Raw genomic sequence first — 21411 nt, 5'->3', positions numbered from 1 at the left:
ATCCTAAAAATGAAACTTCAAATAAATGAACATTTGCCTTATTTATGACATAAACAATTTTCAGTTTTTGTCGATATATCATTTGTACTACTAAAGTCCTAATAAAGAATTGTTTATAACTGTAAAATATTTCAAGAACGTTAGAGTTGAAAGGAGTTATGAAAGATGTTTAAGAGGAAAGCAAATGATTCATCGGCTGAAATCCTTCTGAGTGAAAGCAGCCAATTAATAGAACGAATTGAAAAGGGAGACCTTTCAGCAAGATTAGATACTGCTGCATTTTCTTCTAGCCAAACAATAGAAGCAGTGGCGCAAATGAATGAAGCTTTGCAAAAGATGCAGGATGCCAATGAAAATATTCAAATGCGGATGGATTTAGTGACAAAAGCCATTCAAGTTGGCTTATGGGATATGGTCGTCATCGCTGGAGACCCGGTCAATCCAAAAAATGAATTCACATGGACGGATGAATTCCGAAAAATGCTCGGCTTTCAAAATGAGCACGATTTTCCAAACCTATTAGACAGTTGGGCATCTCGAATTCATCCGGATGAACAAGAATATACATTAGATGCATTTGCTTCGCATTTATTGGATCATTCAGGGCGTACGCCGTATGATATTGAATATCGCTTAAAGTTAAAAAACGGAGATTATCGCTGGTTCAAAGCAACTGGAACGACTGTTCGCGATCGGAATGGTGTCCCTCTTCGTGTGGCGGGAGCACTTTTTGATATTCATGATCAGAAATTGAAAGAAGAAGAGCTGCAAGCATTTGTCACAAGATATGACTTAATCAACCGTGCGCTTGTCGAAGCTCCTTGGGACATGGTGGTAGAGGCCGGCGATCCAGTCAATCCAAATAACGAATTCTGGTGGTCTCCGCAGTTCAGAACAACTCTTGGCTTTACAGACGAAAAAGATTTCCCGAATGTTCTGAGCAGCTGGAGCGACCGTCTGCATCCTGAGGATCAAGAAATGGCTTTACAAGCCTTTGCAGATCATTTAAATGACCACTCTGGACGCACACCGTTTGATATTGATTACAGATTGCAACGCAAAAATGGTGAGTACCGCTGGTATCATGCAGGTGGTGAAACCATCCGTGATGAAAAAGGTGTGCCTCTTCGTGTGGCAGGAACCATTCGTGACATCACGTTAGAAAAAAACAAAGAGAAAACAGCAGATGAAATGGCTTCACAAGTAGAACAGCTTTCAAGTTCTATTAGTGAGATGGTTTCGGGCATTAGCTCTGTGACAAATCAAGCACAGGAGCTGGCTGTCGCTCAAGAGCAGTCAACGTCTGCCGCACACTTAGCAAAAAATAGTGCAGATGAGACAAAAAATATTTCTGACTTAATCAAAGAAGTGGCAAACCAAACGAACCTGCTTGGTCTAAATGCTGCGATTGAAGCAGCTAGAGCTGGTGAACAAGGCCGCGGATTCTCTGTCGTTGCAGATGAAGTACGAAAGCTGGCGCTGCATAGTGCCAATGCAACGGAAAATATTGAATCTAGTTTAACGGATATGAAAACACAAATTGATGAAATTCTTGAAAATATCTCGAATATGACAGCTCTTACGCAAACTCAGGCTGCTTTAACAGAGCAAGTGAATGCTGCAGTCGATGAAGTGAATCACATGTCTCAGCGTCTTGTGGCGTATTCAAAGAGTATTTAATCGTCAAAAACCGCCCTCTCATAGAAGGCGGTTTTTTTCATTAAATTTGATCTGCTGGGAAAACAATACCTGCATCTTTTCTTGCGGCATCAAGAACTTTCATCACGGAGAGACTTTCATCAAGCCATGCATAGCACTGTTCATGATTTTTTGTTTCAATGATCTGCTGGAAGGCTTCTGCTTCATAAAACAGACGATTTGGATTCGTTTGTGCATTGAGTGAGATGACCCTGTCATCAACATGCAGCAGCACTTCCTCGCACCCATTCGCCCCATTTTTCACATGAATGAAGCCTTTTTCTCCTTGAATCAATGCAAAGTTCATGCTGCTTGTATCCTTACTGCCGACACTTGTCGCAATAAAATCACTGTAAGTGAACGTCAAAACACCAGATGTGTCAATACCGTTTGGATGGCGGTTTGCCTGATATCGGACTTGCTCTGGTGATCCAAAGAGGTTCATGATGAAATGGACATTATAGATATTAATATCCATCAGCGCTCCCCCAGAGAACTCAGGGTTAAAGACATTTGGCGTTTCGCCGGCTAGCAGCTGATTATATTTGCTTGAATATTGACTATAGTTGCATTGAACCAGTTTGATTTTACCTAATTGATGAAGGTGCTTTTTGATCAAATGATAGTTTGGCATATGAACGGTCGTAATGGCTTCAAATAGGAGAAGCTGCTTTTCCTTTGCGAGAGCGATTAAGGCTTCCAGCTCTTTCACATTAGAGGTGAAAGGCTTTTCGCATATCACATGTTTTCCGTGTTTCAATGCTTTCGTTGCATGCTCGCTATGTAAACGATTCGGTGATGCGATGTAAACGGCTTCTACGTGAGGATCTTCTAGCATAGCAGTTAGATCCGTATAAGTTGTCTGCACTCCAAATTTGTCTGCGAGCTTCTTTGCCGTTGCTTCCTTTCTTGAATAGACAGCGTGACAAGAAGCACCGTCGAGCTGTTCAATCGCTTGCAGGAAGCCTTCCACAATGATACCTGTTCCGATGGTTGCGATGTTCATTCTCAAAACCCCTTCCACTCGTTTAAGCTGACTCTAGTATAACCGATGTTTTCATTGAACGTGTACTGAGATACCTGAGCGAAGGTGTGCCAGTGACCAACACTGACACACCTTTGGCAGCCCTTACAATCAGCTGATATTTGCTAATGTTTGCTTTGTTAACAATTGAATAGCTGCCTTCTTTTTTTTTAACTCTTGAATAGAGTGCTGGATATCTTCGACTTTTTGCTCGAGCAGCTGTTCAGCTTCTGTTTTTGACTGTTTTTCGAAAAGTGATTTGATAATTTCACGAATTTCTTTAAGTGAGAAATCTAGCTTTCTCGCTTCGGTGATAAATGACAGCATGAGTACATATTTTTTATCATATAGACGATAGCCGTTATGTGCTCTCTGTGGTTCTGGGAGCACCCCCTCATTTTCGTAAAAACGAATGGTTTCAATATGTACTCCAGACATTTTTGACAATTTACCTCTCGTAAACGTAATCATTTCCTGCACCTCCTTTCTTTGCTATTCATCATACAATTAGATTTGCTCGTTTCAAAACATTCTATAGTGGTGGACAATTTTTCTATTTTACTTGTTTCAAATGGGTGATCAGCACGATGAATAGAATGCGTTATAATAGAGTAGACTCATGTGATATTTGTTACAGATAAGAACAAGTAGACAGCGTGAAGAAAAAACGATAGGCTAAAATAGGTAAATAGTAATGAAATAACCTGTCATCATCGTAATGGTGGCTCAAAATAGTGACAGCACGTTTTTGCTGAGAAAAGGGGACCAGTGAATGTATAAATTAGTCGCAATTGATATGGATGGTACGTTATTAAATGATCAACATATGGTGCCGGATGAAGTGTTTGAAGCCATTCAACAGGCTAAGGCAGAAGGGATTAAAATTGTTTTATGTACAGGCCGGCCAATTGGCGGGGTAAATCGCTATTTAGCTGATCTTCAGCTTGATCAAGAGGGAGATTATGTGATCGCCTATAATGGAGCGCTTGTTCAAAACAGCCATACAAATGAAGTGGTGTCAGAGCTGACATTATCCTATGATGACTTAACTTCGTTATATGAATTGAGCCGTCAGCTGGACACGCCGATGCATTATTTCGATTCAGCCAATTTATACACACCGAATCGCGATATTAGTGAATACACAGTGCTTGAATCCTACTTAACAAAACTCCCGCTGAAATATATGCCTGTTGAAGAGGCAGATTCATCGATGAGACTTCCAAAAATGATGTATATTGATCAGCCAGAACGTTTGGAAAAAACGATACAAGCCATTCCATCTGAAGTGAAGGAAAAGTATATGATGGTAAAAAGTACAGATTTCTTCCTTGAAATCCTGCATCCTGATGTGAGTAAGGGAAATGCCGTGAAGCTTCTAGCGAAGGAGCTGGGAATTCCTCGTGAAGAAGTCATGGCTATTGGGGATAACGGGAACGACGTCTCAATGCTAGAGTTTGCGGGCTGCGGCGTCGCTATGGGAAATGCCATTGATGATGTCAAAGCCGTAGCAGATGTTGTAACAAAATCTAATAATGAAGCCGGAGTAGCACATGTCCTGCATGAGCTGGTTTTAGGAAAATAAGAAAAGAGCGGTCTGCCAGTGCGGTAGCCGCTTTTTTTATATATTGGAGAAAAAGTAAACAAGCATACGTCTGCTGCTTAAATTCGTCTTTTGCAGCATCGCTTTCACATGATCATGAACGGTATGGGGTGAAATATATAACGTACTCGCAATTTCCTTTGTCGACTGGCCCTTTAATAAGCAGTCGAGGACGTTCATCTCTCTTTCTGTCAGCCTGTACGTTTTCGCTGCATAAGGAAGAATATCATTTGTTTGGGCTCGTTTGATGTGAATCATGATAGCCTCCTCCTGCCTGTCAGCCTGCGCCAATCGAAAGGCTTGAAGGGAAAGAAAGACCCCCGTAGGCATTCTTGTGATGCTTGCTGCTGTTTGATCGGTCCCGCCGTATAAAAGTTTAGCGCCTAATGCTCTGAACGGGCGGGGCATGACGGATTGGTCATGGATTTGTTCAAAGGCTTGAAATGTACGAAGCCAATGGAGCCCTGTCTCATTTCCATAAAGAAGCTTGTAATGAGTTGAAAGCATGAGAAATCCTTGCTGCTCCGCCGCATCATCATCTTCAGTGTCTCTTTTTTTGAAAAGCTCATCTCTCAGCTTGGCTGCAAGTGCCGGTGTTAGATCGATGACTGCTTGTATATCTCGCTTCTGAAAAGGTTCCTTGCCCTTTTGACGATAAAGGCTGGCGATACCCCAGCATTCTCCTTGAATCACAAGGGCTGCCCGCAATTCATCAGACCAACCGTTAGGTAACAAAATATGCTGATAGCGCTCGCTGTTCAAATATGCCCCGCTTTGGATGAGACTCGCAGCATGAATAGGGCCTTTGGCTAGAAACTCATGCTGATGCACGTCCCTTTTTAAAAATTCATTTTGAAAGAGCTGGTCATGAATTTCTTCAATCGGTTCATCAGTGTAGGAACCTGTCGAGAGGAGAGTGGCTGGATCGATGGTTGTGATACAGACGGCATCAAAATCAATGACAGCAGCAAGCTCGTCCCGTATGTGCTGCCTTATCTGCTGAAAATGAGTGGCTGGATTGACCACATGATCTCCTCCTCAAAAACCCCCACTTTTAGGGATCGTTTTTTCTGGTGCCTCTTTTTACAATAAAGACGTCATATCGTTAGTGTACAGGAAACGATGGAAAGCGGAAAGGAACTGGAGGAGAATCATATGAAAGGAAACCAGCATTGGCAAGACCCTGTTGCTGAATCATACGCAGCAACGATTTCACATAAAGTACCCGGCTATCACCTTTTGCATGAGTTATCAGTAGATGTATTAGAAACTGAAATAAAGGGAGCGGCCTCTCGTATTCTAACTGTCGGAGCGGGTGGGGGCGAAGAGATCATCAACATGCTTCAGAGAAAAGAAGACTGGCTCATCACAGGAGTCGATCCGTCTGCATCTATGCTGGATATGGCGAAACAGCGGGTTTCACAGCTCCATATGCAGGCGCGTGTCACCTGGTATGAGACCGCATTAAACAAGGTGTCTGCTGAAGCTGTTTACGATGCCGCAGTGAGCCTGCTCGTGATTCATTTTGTAGAAAATCGGCTGCCATTTTTACAGGAGATTGCCCGAAGGCTTCAACCAGGGGCCCCGTTTGTACTCGCATTTATACAAGGAGAGATGAATTCCAGCGCATTTCAGCAAGAGCTTCATATGCTGTCTCTTTTCATGAAGCGGCAAGGTCTAGGAAAAGAAGTGTTTTCGTCCTTTAATGACAGGGTGGGACGTGCAACATATCCTGTGCCTGAGGAGGAGATGAGAGGACATTTAATGGAGGCGGGGTTTCGAGACATCAGACCTTATTTTCAGGCAGGAATGATCAAAGGGCTTGTTTGCAAGCGAGGTCGTAGAGAGGCGGATGAGAGATGAGATCACAGGTGATGGTAATTGGCGGCTATGGACATGTCGGACAGCAAATATGTCTTCAGTTAAGTGAAGTGTATCCAGGGCAAATTGTTGCGGCGGGCAGGAGCTATGAGAAGGCCGAACAATTTTCACAGCAGACAAAAAGAAGGGTCCGTTCTTACAAACTAGATGTTAGTCAGCCATTACATTCTGACTGGATGGATGAAACAAAGCTGGTGATCATGTGTCTCGATCAAGATGACACGTCATTTGCTGAAACCGTTCTGCGGGCAGGCATTGATTATATTGATATTTCTGCAAAGGGGGCGTATATGGAGCAAATGGCACAGCTGGATCTGCAGCAAATCAGTGCAACGGCTTTGCTCAGTGTAGGTCTCGCGCCCGGTCTTACAAATTTATTAGCTGCAAAAGCGGCATCTATGCTTTCATCAGTGGATCAAATAGATATTGGGATTATGCTTGGGTTGGGGGATCAGCATGGAAAAGCCGCCATTGAATGGACGATTGATCATGTCCATACTGATTATGAACTTACTGAGCATGATCAGCGGAAAAGAGTGAAAAGCTTTACTGGAGGCAGACAGGTCAACTTTGGTGAACAGCTTGGAAAGCGGTATGCCTATCGATTCCCCTTCTCTGATCAACAGACATTGCCTTCCACACTTCGTGTGCCATCTGTGACGACAAGGCTTTGTTTTGATTCACGTCTCGCGACGGGTGCATTGGCCTTCACAAGGAGCCTTGGACTGACGTCGTTCCTTACACTGCCGAAGATGAAGGACAGAGCCATTTCAATGATTCAATCTTCTCAAGTGGGAACAGATCAATATGCAGTCAAAGTGGAAGCGGCAGGGACGGATGGGAAAAAGGTTCATCATGCAGCGCTTGGTATAAAAGGACACGACGAGTCTCAAGCAACAGCTCAAGTCGCCTGTGCTGCGGCCCTGCATTTATTGAGCAGGCGGTTTCAGCCAGGAATTTTTCATATTGAAGAATTATTTTCACTAACATTTGAGAACGTTTATTTTGCTTTGATGGATCAAATAACAAAGAAAGAGCAGGCATTAGCGATAAGAGCCAGCCTTTTGACAGCATAAAAGCAGCGTGCAGACAAACCCTCGCATTCGGTGTCAGGTCTGCGTGCCGGTGCTTACGAATGTCAAATTCGCTCCGCGCCGGTACTCGCCCTTCCTCGACTGCAAAGGTTTTCTATCACGCTGAAAAAAAGACTAGCATTCTGCTAGTCTTTTTATGATGACGTCGACACATCCCCTTTTTTCTTAATGCTTGCTGTGATGAGCTGTGTCAATGTGTCAGAACCTTTTTTTGAAAGGTGGACCCCATCGGACTGAAAATAGGATGGCTGTCCAGTAGCGGCTGAATGCCAATCGACTAAGGTGACGTTTTGATCTTGATCAGCCACTCGCTGAATGACCGCATTCACATCATTTTCCCATGACCTTGGAACCCTCGTATTCACTAGGAAAATATGTGCCTTTGAAAAGTTTTGAATGAATGCTTTCAGCGTGTCCTCAGTAAAATAACCATTTGTCCCAAGTTCAATGATAACAGCAGCATCAGATTGATTAAATGATTTGTATTGAGGGGCGATGCTGATGGCTTCGTTCATCTGTCTGCCAACTTTCCCATCGATGGTGATTTGTTTATATGCTTTTTCAAGATTCGGCGCAATGTCTAGCATGACAGAATCACCAATGGCAAGAACTTGGTGAAATTGTTTTTGATCAGCTGCTTTTTTCTCGTGCTTTTCTTTCTTTTTCTTCGCTTTTGATTCCGGTTCGGCTGTTTTTTTCGGTGCGGTCTTAATTTGCGTCACTTCCTTCACATGTGGGGAGGAAGTGGACGAGTTAGACATGCCAATGATAAATAAGATCAAAAGAGCTGCTGTGATTCCAAGGAACACCTTATTAGATGTAGACCACTGTTTGATTCCTTTTTTCCAAATAGACCAAGAGGAAAAATATTGTCTGAAACCATGCTGGCGGATCGGCTGTTCGATGAAGCGATAGGAAGCCTCAGCAACTAGTAAAATGGCGATGAGCTGCAATGTGACACGCGCTATGGAAGGCTGTCCAATTTCAATGACCGGTGTGGTTAGTACGATAATGGGATAATGCCACAGGTAAATACCATAAGACCGCTTACCAAGCCAGACGAGCGGCTGAAAGGACAGCCATTTTCCTATAAGACTAGCAGGGTGGCAGACGCACGCAATTAAGATGGCCGCATTCAGACAGAATAAAAGCATGCCGCCCTGATAGAGAAAGGCATCGAAATCGTCCACTGCATAAACACAAAGGAGGAAAATCGCAAACGAACCGAACCCGGCAATATGTAAAATACGTCTGCCAACAGGAAGTAATTTTTTGCTGGACAGTCTTTGCATAGGCCACACAAATGCCAGGCTGCATCCAATCAGGAGCGCAAATGCACGAGTATCTGTTCCATAATAAACCCTGCTTGGATCGGTATCTGGTGAATAAAGAATCGTCATCCATAAGGCAGAGACAAGTGCAAGTCCAAAGGTGATCATAGGCAGATGGGATCTGTTTTTTACCCATTTCAGCCCTGCAATCAACAGTACCGGCCAAATGATATAAAATTGCTCTTCTATTGCCAGAGACCACAAATTTTTCAGTGGAGATAGGGCATTGAAGCTATCAAAATATGAAAGTTGGTGAAAAATGTACCACCAGTTACTGACATAAAAAAAGGACGATATGGCATCGCCACGAATGGACAATAATGCGTTTGATCCAGCAATCGCGCACCAGCTGACGGTTATAAAAATCATGATGTAAGCGGCTGGAAGAAGCCTCCTGATCCGTCCCATCCAAAATGGCAAAAGCTCTTGATAGCCTAAATCCTGCTTATGTAACAAGATCGTTGTAATCAAGTAACCAGAAATGACAAAAAATAAATCAACGCCAAGAAACCCGCCGCTTGCGGGTCCGATATGTAAGTGATAAGCAATGACTGCCAATACAGCAACGGCTCTTAGTCCATCTAATCCTAAAATATAACGAAAACGATTTTCCTTGCTGTTCATGAAAATGAATCCCCCATCAATTGAAAAAGAACCTGTATTTAATAAAGGTTACTCATATATTGTATATATAATAGACGTTAACGCATAATATTTAGTTTGAATTTATTCAATAAATTTTTATTGTAAACCAGCATATATTAATATATAACATTTTTGGTTTTATATTGACTTAAAACCATAATATAGAATAATATATGAAAAAAAGGAGTGGTGTTGAATCAATAGTTTGATAAAAAGATTTTTGATAATATTAATAGTTCTTTTAATTTATTTTAAGTGTTTTGAATTGCACTCAAAAAATTTAAACTTCACTATTAATATTCATCAACAGATTCCATGGGGCACAAAGTTAACAAAAAAATATGTGGAAAATAATAGAGGAGGAGAAAGTGTACGAATAGCAATAATTGATAGTGGGATAGATGGGACACATCCTGATTTGGTAGGTAAAGTTAAAAAAGGACTAAACACAATTGGCACAGGAGGAGAACAAGAGGACAGTTTAGGGCACGGTACTGCTGTAGCTGGAATAATCACAGCTAATGATAATGAAATTGGACTTGTGGGTATAACGCAGAATGTAGAGTTATATCCTGTTAAAATTCTAGATTCAACAGGCAAGGGTTCAATAAAAAATTTTGTCAAAGCTGTTCAATGGTGTATTGATAATAAAATTGATGTTATCAATGCTAGTTTTGGATTAATGAAAGATGATCCAGCTGTTAAGAAGATTATAGACAAAGCAATACAAAAAAACATAATTATAGTAGCTGCTGTTGGTAATAAGTATGGAAGAAAAATGGATTACCCAGCTGCTTATGAGAATGTTTTTTCTGTAACCGCTGTGGATAAGCATAAGAAGGTAGCTGAATTTTCATCTAAAGGAAATTACGATTTTGCTGCTCCGGGTGTAGATATACCAGTTCTTAGGCCTCATAACAATTATGCAATTGAAAGTGGCACCTCTTTAGCGAGTGCCCATATTACAGGTGTAGTAAGCTTAATTTTACAGTACCGGGAACGTTTTAATATTAATTCTGAAGAAAGTTTAAACCAACAAATATATAAAATCTTAAAAAAATGGTATTGAAGATTATTTAAATAAAATTGTTTTTTAAAACAGGAAACTCGGAGGTATAGTTTAGGATGAATAAAATAAGTAAGTTAATCTCAATTGTTATATGTCTATCGCTGGTTATAACTTTGTTTTTCCAATTTCCAAATAAAACAGAGGCTGTTACCACAAAAGATTTTCATGTTTTAGAAGATAGCAATGAAAAATATGTAATTTCACAGGAGCAAGAGGGAGTAACTGGTATTCTAACTCTAAATAAAAAAACAGCAGAAATCAGTTATCAAACTGAAGAAATTGGTAGTGAAGGTGAAAAGGTTTCAAAGGATTATGAAGTTGACTTGCAGACACTTTTAAATGATAATTTAGATGTTACGTTTAAAGATACAAAAGATGATAAGAAATATGAAGTGAATTCTGAAGATATTCAAGCATCTTTTGCATTTGTTATTCCTATTGGTATTGCTATTGGGGCAGTTCTATTAGAACATTTATTAGCTTTGGGACTTGCAGTAACAGTAGTAGGTGTTACCTATATTGCTTATTCTGAATTTATAAAAAGGAAAGACAATAAACATAATCACTTTATTGCTTATCGAGACAAAGATAAACCTCATTTATTTATTGGAAAAGGTGTAAGTCGTGCAAACGCTGTAAAAAGATTAGCTCAGAAAAAAGATACATGGTCTACTTCCAAAAGCAATGCACAATCTATTGCTAAAGCAGCCAGTCCGATTGGAAAAGTAATAGGTGCGGAAATTGACAAAAAAGGAAAAAATAAACACTATCACTATCATCCAGTTTATAAATTAAAAGGTAAATATGAAAGAACTGGAGCACATGCTTTTTTTGGCGCTCCTAGATAAGAAGTCCAGATAGAGGAGGTTTTCGATGATTGTCCTTAATCGTCAACCAAAAAAGAAGGAATACAATGCGCTCATCGATTTATGTTGTGAAGTATGTGATGAGTTCCAATTAGTTTTTAGAAAAGATTTTGCTGATTTTGCTGATTATCGTGAAATTCTAGATAAACTTTCTCCATCTCTTAAAGAAATGAAGGAAGAGTCTGAATGGGCTACCACGATTCTAGGAGATGGTCAAACAGCATATGTTTATTATTATTATGCCAATGAACACACAAAAAATCTGTTGAAAGAACTTTCGAACTCTCTATACGGGTGGATTCACCCTAATTTACTGGAGGATTTATCATTCTTCAAAAATGGGAAAGAGTGGCTGGTTTCAAGCTCACATGAAGAGGAGAGCTATATTTTTCCTGAAAACGAAGAAGAAATTGAGAGTTTAAAACAAATCAAAGGCCTTAGATGGACTATACAAGAAGATGATGAATAAGTAATTTTAACGGCTTTTCCCTAGAAGGGAGAAGTCTTTTTTATTCTAACGAACTCTTTTATACTCAAAACCAAAATCCCTGTCATAATAAAAGTAGAAGGAAAGGGGATGTATTGAATGAAAACGATTGAAAATGATCAGTTATTGGTTCAGATTCATGAAAAAGGAGCGGAAGTCAGGGAGGTGCTTGACAAGGAAAGCGGGCGTCACTATATGTGGTCTGGTGATCCAGCTTATTGGGGCAGGGTGTCGCCTGTCTTGTTTCCGATTGTTGGGCGATTAATGAATGATCAATACAAGATTGACGATCAAACCTTTGAGCTCACACAGCATGGGTTTTTACGTGATGTCAATTTTGATTTATATGAAGAAACGGAGCATACGGTGACCTTTCAATATGAATCAAGAGGCCGGCACGTGAAGCAATACCCGTATGAATTTACAGCGCGAATTCGTTATGAACTATTGGAAAATGGACTGAAGATTTCCTGGGAAATTGATCATGACGGAGAGGATACGATGTATTTCTCCATTGGAGGACACCCAGCATTTCGTATTCCGCTTGTTGAAGGTGAGCAAACACCAGATTATTCACTCACATTGACACCTTCCACTGAACATCTCCCTGTGCAATATGAACTGCGGAATTCACTTGTCAGGGAGAAAGAAAAAGGCATTCAGCTTGAGCCGATCCAGCTTCGCCCAGAGCTTTTTCAGCATGATGCGATGATCTTTAGCCATATCAATCGAGTGTCTTTGACTTCTAGGGCAGGTCACGGAGTTGAGGTCGATCTCACTGGTTTTCCGTTCGTTGGCATTTGGTCGCCTTATGATCAAGAAAAAGGAACGATGGCTCCTTTTGTTTGTATTGAGCCGTGGTATGGCATCGCCGATAGGGAAGGGACGAATGGACAGTATAAAGAGAAGTTTGGCATTCAAACATTAGAAAAGAATGAGACCTTTCATGCCGCTTATACAATTTTCTTTAAATGAACATTTGTGCATGATGAGGTGAACGATTTGTTATGATAGAAGAAAAAAGGGGGCGTATGAATGGATCGAGAGAAACAACAGCTGAGTATTGAAGCGGCAAGGCTTTACTATTTGTCTGATTACAGCCAGCAGGAAATTGCCAAACAGCTCGACCTGTCGAGGCCGACTGTATCTCGGCTGCTTCAATATGCGAAAGAGAAGGGGTACGTCCAGATTACGGTGATGGATCCGTTTGAGGATTTAAATGAGCTTTCTTCACTGCTCAAGGAAAAATATGACCTGCTCGAAGCTCATGTGGTGTTTTCGCCAAAGGACGACTATCCAACCATCACCGATTATTTGAGCCGATTTGGTGCAGATTACTTGCAAGAGACAGTGAAAGACGGCGATATCGTTGGCGTGAGCTGGGGAACGACTATGTATCAAATTGCACAAAAGATGCAACCTAAACAGGTAAAAGGTGTAGAGGTTGTCCAGCTCAAGGGCGGAATCAGCCACTCTCATGTGAATACATATTCGGCGGAAACCATCCAGCTGTTTGCTGAGGCCTTTCAAACAGCACCGCGCTATTTGCCGCTTCCTGTTGTATTTGATAGTGCTGCTGTCAAGGAAATGGTGGAGCAGGACAGACATATTCAGCGAATTATTGAAATGGGCAAGCAGGCGAATATCGCTGTGTTTACTGTTGGAACGGTAAGAGATGAAGCACTTTTGTTTAGACTAGGTTATTTCCGTGAAGAAGAAAAAGTGCTCCTCAAGGAATCCAGTGTCGGAGACATTTGCTCACGTTTTTATGATCAAGATGGACGCATTTGCAGTGAAGCCATTAACAACCGCACAATTGGCGTGGAGCTAGATGATTTAAGGACAAAAGAACGATCCATTCTTGTCGCTGGCGGTCATCGAAAGGTGGCTTCTATACACGGTGCACTAAGAGGGAAATATGCCAATGTATTGATCATCGATCAGCACACAGCGAGGGCTCTTTTAAATGTCACAAAATAGATGAACAAAATTTCATAACCATGTTTACAATTGTTCATTCGTCATATATGATGAAAGTATCATAATTAAAAGGAAGTGTGAAGCATGACGATAGCAAAGCTCATTGATCATACAGCACTAAAACCAGATACAACTAGAGCTGCAATTATGCAGTTACTTGAAGAAGCAAAGACTCATCAATTTGCATCTGTTTGCGTAAACCCAACTTGGGTATCTCTAGCGTCGAAAGAACTAGCCGGAACAGGTGTTGATGTATGTACAGTCATCGGTTTCCCGTTAGGCGCAAACACAACAGCAGTGAAAGCATTCGAAACAAAGGATGCCATTGAAAACGGTGCAACAGAAGTGGACATGGTCATCAATGTTGCGGCATTGAAAGACGGCGAATATGATGTGGTTGAACAAGATATTCGTGCAGTTGTAGACGCAGCAAAAGGCAAAGCATTAGTGAAAGTCATTATTGAAACATGTTTACTTACTGATGAAGAAAAAGTCAAAGCTTGTGAGCTTTCAGTGAAAGCGGGCGCAGATTTTGTGAAAACATCGACTGGATTTAGTACGGGCGGTGCAACGGCTGAGGACATTGCATTAATGCGTAAAACAGTAGGACCTGACATCGGTGTGAAAGCATCAGGCGGCGTGAGAACAAAAGAAGACGTTGAGGCAATGACAGCTGCAGGTGCTACCCGTATTGGCGCAAGTGCAGGCGTTTCCATTATCAAAGGGGATCAATCAGCTCCTTCGAAAGACTATTAATTCATACGATCCTATGGTAGGATAACATTCATGACTCATAAATGATGAAAAAGTCATATGCGGAAGGAACTCACTTCTGGGAATTTCTTCCGCGTTTTGTTTGCGAAATAGGGTTTGTTCCATACAAGCGCATTAATGTAAACGAATTCATTCAAGGAGGAAAAACATGAAATACGTGATTGGTATCATCGGTTTGCTAGTGATTCTCGCCATTGCATGGCTGGCTAGTAATGGAAAAAAACGAGTGAAATTCCGTCCAGTAATTGTCATGATTGTACTGCAATTTATTTTAGGTTATATTCTGCTCAATACAGGTGTTGGAAACTTTCTAGTCGGAGGCTTTGCAAAAGGATTCCAAATGCTTCTAGGCTATGCCGGCGAAGGAATCAACTTTGTATTTGGCGGGTTAATGAATGATAATGCGTCCACTTTCTTCATCAATGTTTTACTGCCGATCGTCTTTATCTCGGCGTTAATCGGTATTCTGCAGCATTGGCGTATTCTTCCGCTTATCGTACGCGGAATCGGATATTTGCTTAGTAAAGTAAACGGTATGGGGAAACTAGAATCTTACAATGCAGTAGCGTCTGCGATTTTAGGTCAATCAGAAGTCTTTATTTCTATTAAGAAACAGCTTGGATTATTACCTCAGCAGCGTCTTTATACATTGTGTGCATCTGCAATGTCGACAGTATCGATGTCGATTGTTGGTGCGTACATGCAAATGATTAAGCCAGAGTACGTGGTTACAGCACTTGTGCTGAACCTATTTGGTGGATTTATTATCGCATCGATCATCAATCCATATGAAGTATCTAAGGACGAAGACATGCTTGAAGTCGTTGAGGAAGAAAGACAATCCTTCTTCGAAATGCTTGGCGAATACATTATGGATGGTTTCAAAGTAGCGATTGTTGTTGCTGCAATGTTGATTGGATTTGTTGCATTAATTGCGATGATTAACGGTATCTTTACAGCTGCCATCGGTGTTTCTTTCCAAGATGTACTTGGATACGTCTTTGCTCCATTTGCGTTCATTGTTGGTGTTCCTTGGAGCGAAGCGGTACAAGCAGGAAGCATTATGGCGACCAAAATGGTATCTAACGAATTTGTTGCAATGCAAATTCTATCCGGTGATGCTTTCCAATTCAGTGCTCGTACAGAAGCGATTATTTCTGTATTCCTTGTATCATTTGCGAACTTCTCTTCTATCGGCATCATTGCTGGAGCAGTTAAAGGCTTAAACGAAAAGCAAGGAAACGTAGTCGCACGCTTTGGATTAAAGCTGTTATTCGGTGCAACTCTTGTCAGCTTCTTAACAGCAGGCGTTGTCGGTTTGATTTACTAATTTAAAAAAAGGAATGGTGAAAACAATGAGAATGGTAGATATCATTGCGAAAAAACGTGACGGAAAAGAATTAACTTCAGAGGAAATTTCTTTCTTTGTCAAAGGTTATACGGACGGAACAATTCCTGACTACCAAGCAAGTGCCTTGGCTATGGCGATTTTCTTCCAAGATATGACGGATCAAGAACGTGCAGACTTAACACTCGCTATGGCGAACTCAGGAGATACAATTGACCTGTCTGCCATTGAAGGTATTAAAGTAGACAAGCACTCAACAGGCGGTGTAGGCGATACAACAACGCTTGTACTCGCTCCTCTTGTTGCGGCACTAGATGTACCTGTCGCGAAAATGTCAGGGCGCGGTCTTGGGCATACAGGCGGTACAGTGGACAAGCTTGAAGCGGTCAAAGGCTTCCACGTAGAAATTACAAAAGACGAATTCATCGAGCTCGTGAACCGTCATAAAGTAGCCGTTATTGGCCAATCAGGCAACCTGACACCAGCTGATAAAAAGCTGTATGCTCTTCGTGATGTAACAGGAACTGTTAACTCAATTCCGCTTATTGCAAGCTCCATTATGAGTAAGAAAATTGCTGCTGGTGCAGATGCGATTGTACTTGATGTGAAAACAGGCGCAGGTGCTTTCATGAAAACACCAGAAGACTCAGAAAAGCTTGCAAAAGCAATGGTTCGCATCGGAAACAACGTTGGCAGACAAACGATGGCGGTCATCTCTGACATGTCTCAGCCGCTAGGATTAGCGATTGGAAATTCCCTTGAAGTGAAAGAAGCGATTGACACACTCCGAGGCGAAGGTCCTGAAGACTTAAACGAGCTTGTGCTCACATTAGGAAGTCAAATGGTCGTTCTTGCGAAAAAAGCAGACACACTTGATGAAGCAAGAGAAAAGCTGATTGAAGTGATGAAAAACGGCAAAGCACTTGAGAAATTCAAGGAATTCTTAGAAAACCAAGGTGGAGACAGCTCAATTGTGGATCAGCCTGAAAAACTGCCGCAAGCACCTTACAAAATCGAAGTACCTGCAAAAGAATCAGGTGTCGTAGCTGAAATCGTCGCGGACGAAATCGGTGTTGCAGCGATGATCCTTGGAGCAGGACGCGCAACAAAAGAGGACGATATCGACCTATCTGTCGGCATCATGCTGAACAAAAAAGTGGGCGATCGTGTTGAAAAAGGAGATTCACTTGTGACTCTGCATGCGAATCGTGAAGATGTTGCAAATGTCATGGAGAAAATTTATGACAACATCCGCATTGCTGATCATGCCGATGCACCAACATTGATCCACACAGTCATTACTGAATAAAGAAAAAGGACAAAAGTGATTCGTCGCTTTTGTCTTTTTTTATGGTCATTTTAGGCTCGTCTTTTTCTATTGAAATAAAAAAATTCACTTTATGAAACAAACCTCTTGCAATCATCAAACAATGGGTGTATATTAATTGACGAGTCAATGATTGATATATCAAGTAATTGATTTCTGAATAGAAAAGAGGGGATGGCATTGACTGCATTTTGCTCTGAAGAGGCAGAGGTATTATATCGTTTGCAGTGCGTGAACCGTATGATGGGCGTGAAGTTCGAAGCATGCACGGGCATCAGCCAATCAAGACTTGAGTTGCTATCGCTGTTATTCCAAGCCGATGAAATCAGCCAATCAGATTTGCAGAAAAAAGTAAATATTGATAGTGCAGCTGTGACGCGTCACTTGAAACAGTTAGAAACAAAAGGAATGGTCACACGCAGAAGAAAACCAGAAGACAATCGAGTCACACTTGTCCGCTTAACAGACGAAGGCAGAACAAGAATCGAAGCTTCTAAAATAGAAAAAGAACGATTTATCTCAGAAATGCTTGAAAACGTAAGTGAAGAAGAACGAAGGCTTCTCACTGATGTGCTCATCCGTATACAACAAAACATCGAAAAGATTCAAACAACCTAAAGGAGTGTTACACATGGCTACAACATTAAAAACAAACGATTTTATGGAAATTATGAAAGGGCGCCGCTCTATTCGTAACTATGATCCATCTGTGAAAATCAGCAAAGAAGAAATGACAGAGATTTTAGAAGAAGCAACAACTGCACCATCATCAGTAAATGCACAGCCTTGGCGCTTCATGGTTATTGACAGCCCAGAAGGAAAAGAAAAGCTTGCACCACTTGCAAAATTCAACCAAACTCAAGTGTCAACATCAGCAGCTGTCATTGCAGTATTTGCAGATATGAAAAGCAATGAATACTTAGAAGAAATTTATTCAAAAGCAGTAGAGCATGGCTACATGCCGCAAGAAGTGAAAGAAAGACAAATTGCTGCATTAACTGCACACTTTGAGGTTCTTCCGGAGCAAGTGAACCGCGAAACCATCTTAATTGACGGTGGGATTGTGTCTATGCAGCTTATGCTTGCTGCACGTGCACACGGTTATGATACAAATCCAATTGGCGGATATGATAAAGAAGTCATCGCTGAAACATTTGGATGGGATAAAGAACGTTATGTACCAGTCATGCTGCTATCAATTGGGAAAGCAGCCGACGAAGGCTATGCATCTTACCGCTTACCGGTTGATCGTATTGCTGAGTGGAAATAATATCTTTTCAAAAGGAGACGATCAAATGATTATTATTCATGCAGGGATGACCATTCATCCAGAAAAAGAAAACGTATTTTTAGAAGAAATCAATGAGTTAATGAAAGCTTCACAGGCTGAAGAAGGCAATGTTTCCTACAAGCTGTTCAAGGATACAGAAAAGGAAAATACCTTTTTAATGGTAGAAGTGTGGAAAGATGACGCTGCGGTTCAGAGCCATAATGCAAGTGCTCATTTCCAGGCTTTCGTCGCGAAGGCAAAAGAATTCTTAGCCGCTCCACTTGACGTGGTTGCATTTCAAGGCCAGCAGCTTTCATAGAAAAACAACAAACACCCTAGGCGGTTAACGCCTAGGGTTCTTTTATTTTCGACAAATGGTTCCACCCCTTTCATTCACGTATTGTGCATTTTCCACAAAATTTCTGAAAATAAAATGTTTTTCGACTTAACTATATTGGAATATGCTAGAATTAGATATTATTTATTACCAAAATAGGGAGGAACCAATATGAAAAAAGGGAAATGGACGAAAATTGCACTAACCGCTGTCCTAAGTTTAGGCACATTGACAGCTTTCAGCACCCCTCTATCTGCCCACACCACAGAAAAATCAACATCCTCTGATGGCGGTCATTATTCAGGTATTCCATTTGACTCAAGTGTCGTGAATGAAGACCGTCTTGTCAAAGCCTTGAAAAAACAAGGAAAGATCAAAAAGAATGCCAATGAGGCAGAAACCCAAAAAGCATTAAAGAACTATCTAAAGAAAAAAGAAGAATCAGCAATGAAACAAAGTGCCAGCACCTTAACAGAAGAGCCTGAATTCCTGAAAGAATACAAACAAGAGGTACATAACAAACTTGCCAAAAAGAAAAAATTAAAGAAGCATAAAGGAAAAGAAAGCAATCAAGTAAAACCGGTCAAAAAGGAAAAGTATAAAGGTGACGTCCGCAATGATAAAGTATTGGTTTTATTAGTAGATTTTAAAGATTATAAGCATAATAGTATTAAAAAAGAAGAGACTGATATGTACTATGACAAGTACGATCAACAGCACTATCAAGATATGCTTTTCGGAAAAAATGGCTACATCGGTCCTGATGGGAAACGGAAAGTATCCATGAAGCAATACTATGAAAAGCAGTCCGGCGGGAGTTACACAGTCAGTGGAACAGTTGCAGGATGGTATACAGCGAAGCATGAAGCAGCTTATTACGGCGGGAACGTACCTGACGATTCAGGCAGTGACGGCAGACCGCGCGAATTGGTGAAAGAAGCACTCGAAGCAGCAGCAAAAGATCCGAATATTGATCTAAGCGAGTATGATCAATGGGACCGCTATGATATTGATGGCGACGGTGTTTATAACGAGCCAGACGGCATCATTGACCATCTGATGGTCGTTCACGCCGGCGTAGGTGAAGAAGCAGGCGGCGGACAACTTGGCGCTGATGCGATTTGGTCACACCGCTGGTCACTTGGTGATGTATTTGAAATTCCGGATACTGAATCGGAAGTTGGTCAAGGCGGGAAATTAGGCGCATTGGATTACACCATCGAGCCTGAGGATGGCGCAGCAGGTGTGTTCACACATGAATTCGGACATGATCTTGGTCTTCCTGACGAGTACGATACACAGTACACAGGCAGAGGAGAGCCCGTTTCTTACTGGTCGATCATGTCAAGCGGAAGCTGGGCAGGTAAAGTTCCTGGTACGGAACCAACAGGCTTTAGCCCATATGCGAAAGAAATGCTTCAAAATCTGCATGGAGGCAACTGGCTTTCTGGACAAACCATCGATGGTAAAACATTAAAGAAAAGCAAAACAGTATTAATTGATGAAGCAGCAACAAAAGGAACGAACCATGATGCCGTTCGAGTCGATTTACCAGATAAAGAGATTGTCGTTACGACACCTGCTCAAGGGAAATATTCGTATTTCAGCGGAACGGGTGACAATTTGAATGCAACCATGACGACAACAGGTATTGATTTGTCAAAAGGAAGCAAAGCAGAGCTGACATTTAAAGCATGGTACGATATTGAAGAAGATTATGATTATGCGTATGTCGAAGTGCGTGAAACAGGAACTGATCAATGGAAGACCATCGCGGGTAACATCACGAATGATCGAAATGAAGCAGGTGCAAACGAAGGCAATGGCATCGACGGAAAATCAGACGGCTGGGTAGATGCAGCCTTTGACCTGTCTGCTTATGCAGGGAAGAAAATCGACCTGCAATTCCGTTACACAACTGATGCAGGCTATTCACTTCCAGGCTTATTCGTAGATGACCTGAACATCACGGCAGATGGAACGAAAGTATGGTCAGATGATGCCGAGGACACGCCTACTTTTACCTTTAATGGATTCTCAAAATCTAATGGAAAACAATATGCAGCACAATACTATTTACTAGAGTGGCGCTCTTATGCTGATGTCGATAAAGGCTTAAAGCATATTAAACGCGGGGCAAGTCTGATGAGCTATAATAACGGATTGGTCGTGTGGTATGTCGATCAATCATACAGTGATAACTGGGTAGGAAAACATCCGGGGAACGGCTTCCTTGGCGTAGTAGATGCAGATCAGCAAGTATTAAAATGGAGTGACGGTTCCATTGCCGCAACAGGGTTCCAAGTACATGATGCAGCATTCTCTTTGAATCCAAGTACGAAGCTGAATATAGATTATACAGCAACAACGGGCTTAACTTTGCAAGATCGCTACATTCGCCCGGCTCGTACATTTAGTGATAAAAAGAACTATGTGAATCCAAACAACCCAGATGCAGGACGCGATGTACCGACATATGGGTTATCCTTTAAAGTCGTTGGACAAAGTAAGGATCGTTCTGTTGGAAAGGTGTTAATTTCGAAAAGTAACTAAATAGAAAGCCGGATTCTACCATTGAATCCGGCTTTTTGATATGTGAGAAAAGGATTGTGAGGGCACGATTGTTTTTTAAATCGAATGTCTGTTCTTTTTTATTTTGATATCCGAATGAAACCAT

General features: G+C 41.4%; 19 protein-coding genes and 1 pseudogene. 16 read left to right on the top strand and 4 right to left on the bottom strand.

Annotation, left to right across the window (positions count from 1 at the left end):
* Window positions 1-165: 165 nt before the first annotated feature.
* On the top strand, window positions 166-1680 hold the full coding sequence (locus NSU11_RS19035; RefSeq protein WP_073208019.1) for a PAS domain-containing protein: 1515 nt from the start codon (window positions 166-168) through the stop codon (window positions 1678-1680).
* Between the two features lie 40 nt (window positions 1681-1720).
* Here NSU11_RS19035 and NSU11_RS19030 read toward each other — a convergent pair whose 3' ends face one another.
* On the bottom strand, window positions 1721-2704 hold the full coding sequence (locus NSU11_RS19030; protein WP_151862743.1) for a Gfo/Idh/MocA family oxidoreductase: 984 nt from the start codon (window positions 2702-2704) through the stop codon (window positions 1721-1723).
* A 129-nt stretch (window positions 2705-2833) separates the two neighbouring features.
* Window positions 2834-3193, bottom strand: a complete 360-nt coding sequence (locus tag NSU11_RS19025) for a MerR family transcriptional regulator (protein WP_073208013.1) — start codon at window positions 3191-3193, stop codon at window positions 2834-2836.
* Window positions 3194-3494: 301 nt separating this feature from the next.
* On the opposite strand from NSU11_RS19025, the gene yidA reads away from it, so the two are divergent.
* Complete coding sequence (gene yidA, locus NSU11_RS19020; protein ID WP_024423947.1) at window positions 3495-4307, top strand: sugar-phosphatase; 813 nt, start codon at window positions 3495-3497, stop codon at window positions 4305-4307.
* Window positions 4308-4343: 36 nt separating this feature from the next.
* On the opposite strand, the gene NSU11_RS19015 is transcribed toward yidA, so the two are convergent.
* Window positions 4344-5351, bottom strand: coding sequence for a helix-turn-helix transcriptional regulator (locus NSU11_RS19015; RefSeq protein ID WP_024423946.1), 1008 nt, complete (start codon window positions 5349-5351; stop codon window positions 4344-4346).
* Between the two features lie 129 nt (window positions 5352-5480).
* Here NSU11_RS19015 and NSU11_RS19010 point away from each other — a divergent pair, with 129 nt between their 5' ends.
* Both NSU11_RS19010 and NSU11_RS19005 read left to right on the top strand, forming a co-directional pair.
* Window positions 5481-6188, top strand: coding sequence for a class I SAM-dependent methyltransferase (locus NSU11_RS19010; protein WP_024423945.1), 708 nt, complete (start codon window positions 5481-5483; stop codon window positions 6186-6188).
* Window positions 6185-7282 carry a saccharopine dehydrogenase NADP-binding domain-containing protein gene (locus NSU11_RS19005; RefSeq protein WP_342493724.1) on the top strand — a complete coding sequence of 366 codons (1098 nt, stop codon included), beginning with the start codon at window positions 6185-6187 and terminating at the stop codon, window positions 7280-7282. The genes NSU11_RS19010 and NSU11_RS19005 overlap by 4 nt, the downstream gene beginning before the upstream one ends.
* A 152-nt stretch (window positions 7283-7434) precedes the next feature.
* Here the strand turns inward: NSU11_RS19005 and NSU11_RS19000 are convergent, their stop codons facing one another.
* On the bottom strand, window positions 7435-9255 hold the full coding sequence (locus NSU11_RS19000) for an acyltransferase family protein (protein WP_024423944.1): 1821 nt from the start codon (window positions 9253-9255) through the stop codon (window positions 7435-7437).
* A gap of 226 nt (window positions 9256-9481) precedes the next feature.
* Here NSU11_RS19000 and NSU11_RS18995 point away from each other — a divergent pair, with 226 nt between their 5' ends.
* From NSU11_RS18995 to NSU11_RS18940, 12 genes and pseudogenes are all read left to right on the top strand, one after another.
* Entirely contained in the window at window positions 9482-10345 is an 864-nt protein-coding gene (locus tag NSU11_RS18995; RefSeq protein ID WP_024423943.1) for a S8 family peptidase, read from the top strand.
* Window positions 10346-10401: 56 nt separating this feature from the next.
* Window positions 10402-11193, top strand: a complete 792-nt coding sequence (locus NSU11_RS18990) for an SAR2788 family putative toxin (RefSeq protein WP_024423942.1) — start codon at window positions 10402-10404, stop codon at window positions 11191-11193.
* A gap of 25 nt (window positions 11194-11218) precedes the next feature.
* Entirely contained in the window at window positions 11219-11680 is a 462-nt protein-coding gene (locus tag NSU11_RS18985; RefSeq protein WP_024423941.1) for a hypothetical protein, read from the top strand.
* 117 nt (window positions 11681-11797) lie between these two features.
* Window positions 11798-12673 carry an aldose 1-epimerase family protein gene (locus NSU11_RS18980; RefSeq protein ID WP_172881074.1) on the top strand — a complete coding sequence of 292 codons (876 nt, stop codon included), beginning with the start codon at window positions 11798-11800 and terminating at the stop codon, window positions 12671-12673.
* A 60-nt stretch (window positions 12674-12733) separates the two neighbouring features.
* On the top strand, window positions 12734-13678 hold the full coding sequence (locus NSU11_RS18975) for a sugar-binding transcriptional regulator (RefSeq protein ID WP_024423939.1): 945 nt from the start codon (window positions 12734-12736) through the stop codon (window positions 13676-13678).
* An 84-nt stretch (window positions 13679-13762) separates the two neighbouring features.
* Window positions 13763-14434 (top strand): deoxyribose-phosphate aldolase, encoded by a 672-nt coding sequence (deoC, locus tag NSU11_RS18970; protein WP_024423938.1) that lies wholly within the window; start codon window positions 13763-13765, stop codon window positions 14432-14434.
* 166 nt (window positions 14435-14600) lie between these two features.
* Window positions 14601-15782 (top strand): NupC/NupG family nucleoside CNT transporter, encoded by a 1182-nt coding sequence (locus tag NSU11_RS18965; protein WP_024423937.1) that lies wholly within the window; start codon window positions 14601-14603, stop codon window positions 15780-15782.
* A 25-nt stretch (window positions 15783-15807) separates the two neighbouring features.
* Entirely contained in the window at window positions 15808-17109 is a 1302-nt protein-coding gene (locus NSU11_RS18960) for a pyrimidine-nucleoside phosphorylase (RefSeq protein WP_024423936.1), read from the top strand.
* A 151-nt stretch (window positions 17110-17260) separates the two neighbouring features.
* A pseudogene (locus tag NSU11_RS18955) lies at window positions 17261-17745 on the top strand (MarR family transcriptional regulator).
* A gap of 13 nt (window positions 17746-17758) precedes the next feature.
* The gene (locus tag NSU11_RS18950; RefSeq protein WP_024427550.1) at window positions 17759-18397 is read left to right on the top strand and encodes a nitroreductase family protein; all 639 of its coding nucleotides are present in this window, start codon (window positions 17759-17761) and stop codon (window positions 18395-18397) included.
* A gap of 25 nt (window positions 18398-18422) precedes the next feature.
* Window positions 18423-18716 carry a putative quinol monooxygenase gene (locus NSU11_RS18945; protein ID WP_024423933.1) on the top strand — a complete coding sequence of 98 codons (294 nt, stop codon included), beginning with the start codon at window positions 18423-18425 and terminating at the stop codon, window positions 18714-18716.
* Between the two features lie 189 nt (window positions 18717-18905).
* Window positions 18906-21287: an immune inhibitor A domain-containing protein gene (locus NSU11_RS18940; RefSeq protein WP_024423932.1), complete on the top strand. Its 2382-nt coding sequence runs from the start codon at window positions 18906-18908 to the stop codon at window positions 21285-21287.
* The last annotated feature ends 124 nt before the right edge of the window (window positions 21288-21411 follow it).

It is taken from the genome of Bacillus sp. FSL R5-0712, assembly GCF_038593285.1.
GTDB lineage: Bacteria > Bacillota > Bacilli > Bacillales > Bacillaceae > Bacillus > Bacillus safensis.
This window is presented reverse-complemented; position numbering and strand designations above follow the sequence as displayed.

Excerpts from the sequence above, each read along its gene's own strand:
- NSU11_RS19035 (WP_073208019.1), top strand. The coding sequence starts at position 166 with ATGTTTAAGAGGAAAGCAAATGATTCATCGGCTGAAATCCTTCTGAGT.
- NSU11_RS19030 (WP_151862743.1), bottom strand. The coding sequence starts at position 2,704 with ATGAACATCGCAACCATCGGAACAGGTATCATTGTGGAAGGCTTCCTG.
- NSU11_RS19025 (WP_073208013.1), bottom strand. The coding sequence starts at position 3,193 with ATGATTACGTTTACGAGAGGTAAATTGTCAAAAATGTCTGGAGTACAT.
- yidA (WP_024423947.1), top strand. The coding sequence starts at position 3,495 with ATGTATAAATTAGTCGCAATTGATATGGATGGTACGTTATTAAATGAT.
- NSU11_RS19010 (WP_024423945.1), top strand. The coding sequence starts at position 5,481 with ATGAAAGGAAACCAGCATTGGCAAGACCCTGTTGCTGAATCATACGCA.
- NSU11_RS19005 (WP_342493724.1), top strand. The coding sequence starts at position 6,185 with ATGAGATCACAGGTGATGGTAATTGGCGGCTATGGACATGTCGGACAG.
- NSU11_RS19000 (WP_024423944.1), bottom strand. The coding sequence starts at position 9,255 with ATGAACAGCAAGGAAAATCGTTTTCGTTATATTTTAGGATTAGATGGA.
- NSU11_RS18990 (WP_024423942.1), top strand. The coding sequence starts at position 10,402 with ATGAATAAAATAAGTAAGTTAATCTCAATTGTTATATGTCTATCGCTG.
- NSU11_RS18985 (WP_024423941.1), top strand. The coding sequence starts at position 11,219 with ATGATTGTCCTTAATCGTCAACCAAAAAAGAAGGAATACAATGCGCTC.
- NSU11_RS18980 (WP_172881074.1), top strand. The coding sequence starts at position 11,798 with ATGAAAACGATTGAAAATGATCAGTTATTGGTTCAGATTCATGAAAAA.
- NSU11_RS18975 (WP_024423939.1), top strand. The coding sequence starts at position 12,734 with ATGGATCGAGAGAAACAACAGCTGAGTATTGAAGCGGCAAGGCTTTAC.
- deoC (WP_024423938.1), top strand. The coding sequence starts at position 13,763 with ATGACGATAGCAAAGCTCATTGATCATACAGCACTAAAACCAGATACA.
- NSU11_RS18965 (WP_024423937.1), top strand. The coding sequence starts at position 14,601 with ATGAAATACGTGATTGGTATCATCGGTTTGCTAGTGATTCTCGCCATT.
- NSU11_RS18960 (WP_024423936.1), top strand. The coding sequence starts at position 15,808 with ATGAGAATGGTAGATATCATTGCGAAAAAACGTGACGGAAAAGAATTA.
- NSU11_RS18950 (WP_024427550.1), top strand. The coding sequence starts at position 17,759 with ATGGCTACAACATTAAAAACAAACGATTTTATGGAAATTATGAAAGGG.
- NSU11_RS18945 (WP_024423933.1), top strand. The coding sequence starts at position 18,423 with ATGATTATTATTCATGCAGGGATGACCATTCATCCAGAAAAAGAAAAC.
- NSU11_RS18940 (WP_024423932.1), top strand. The coding sequence starts at position 18,906 with ATGAAAAAAGGGAAATGGACGAAAATTGCACTAACCGCTGTCCTAAGT.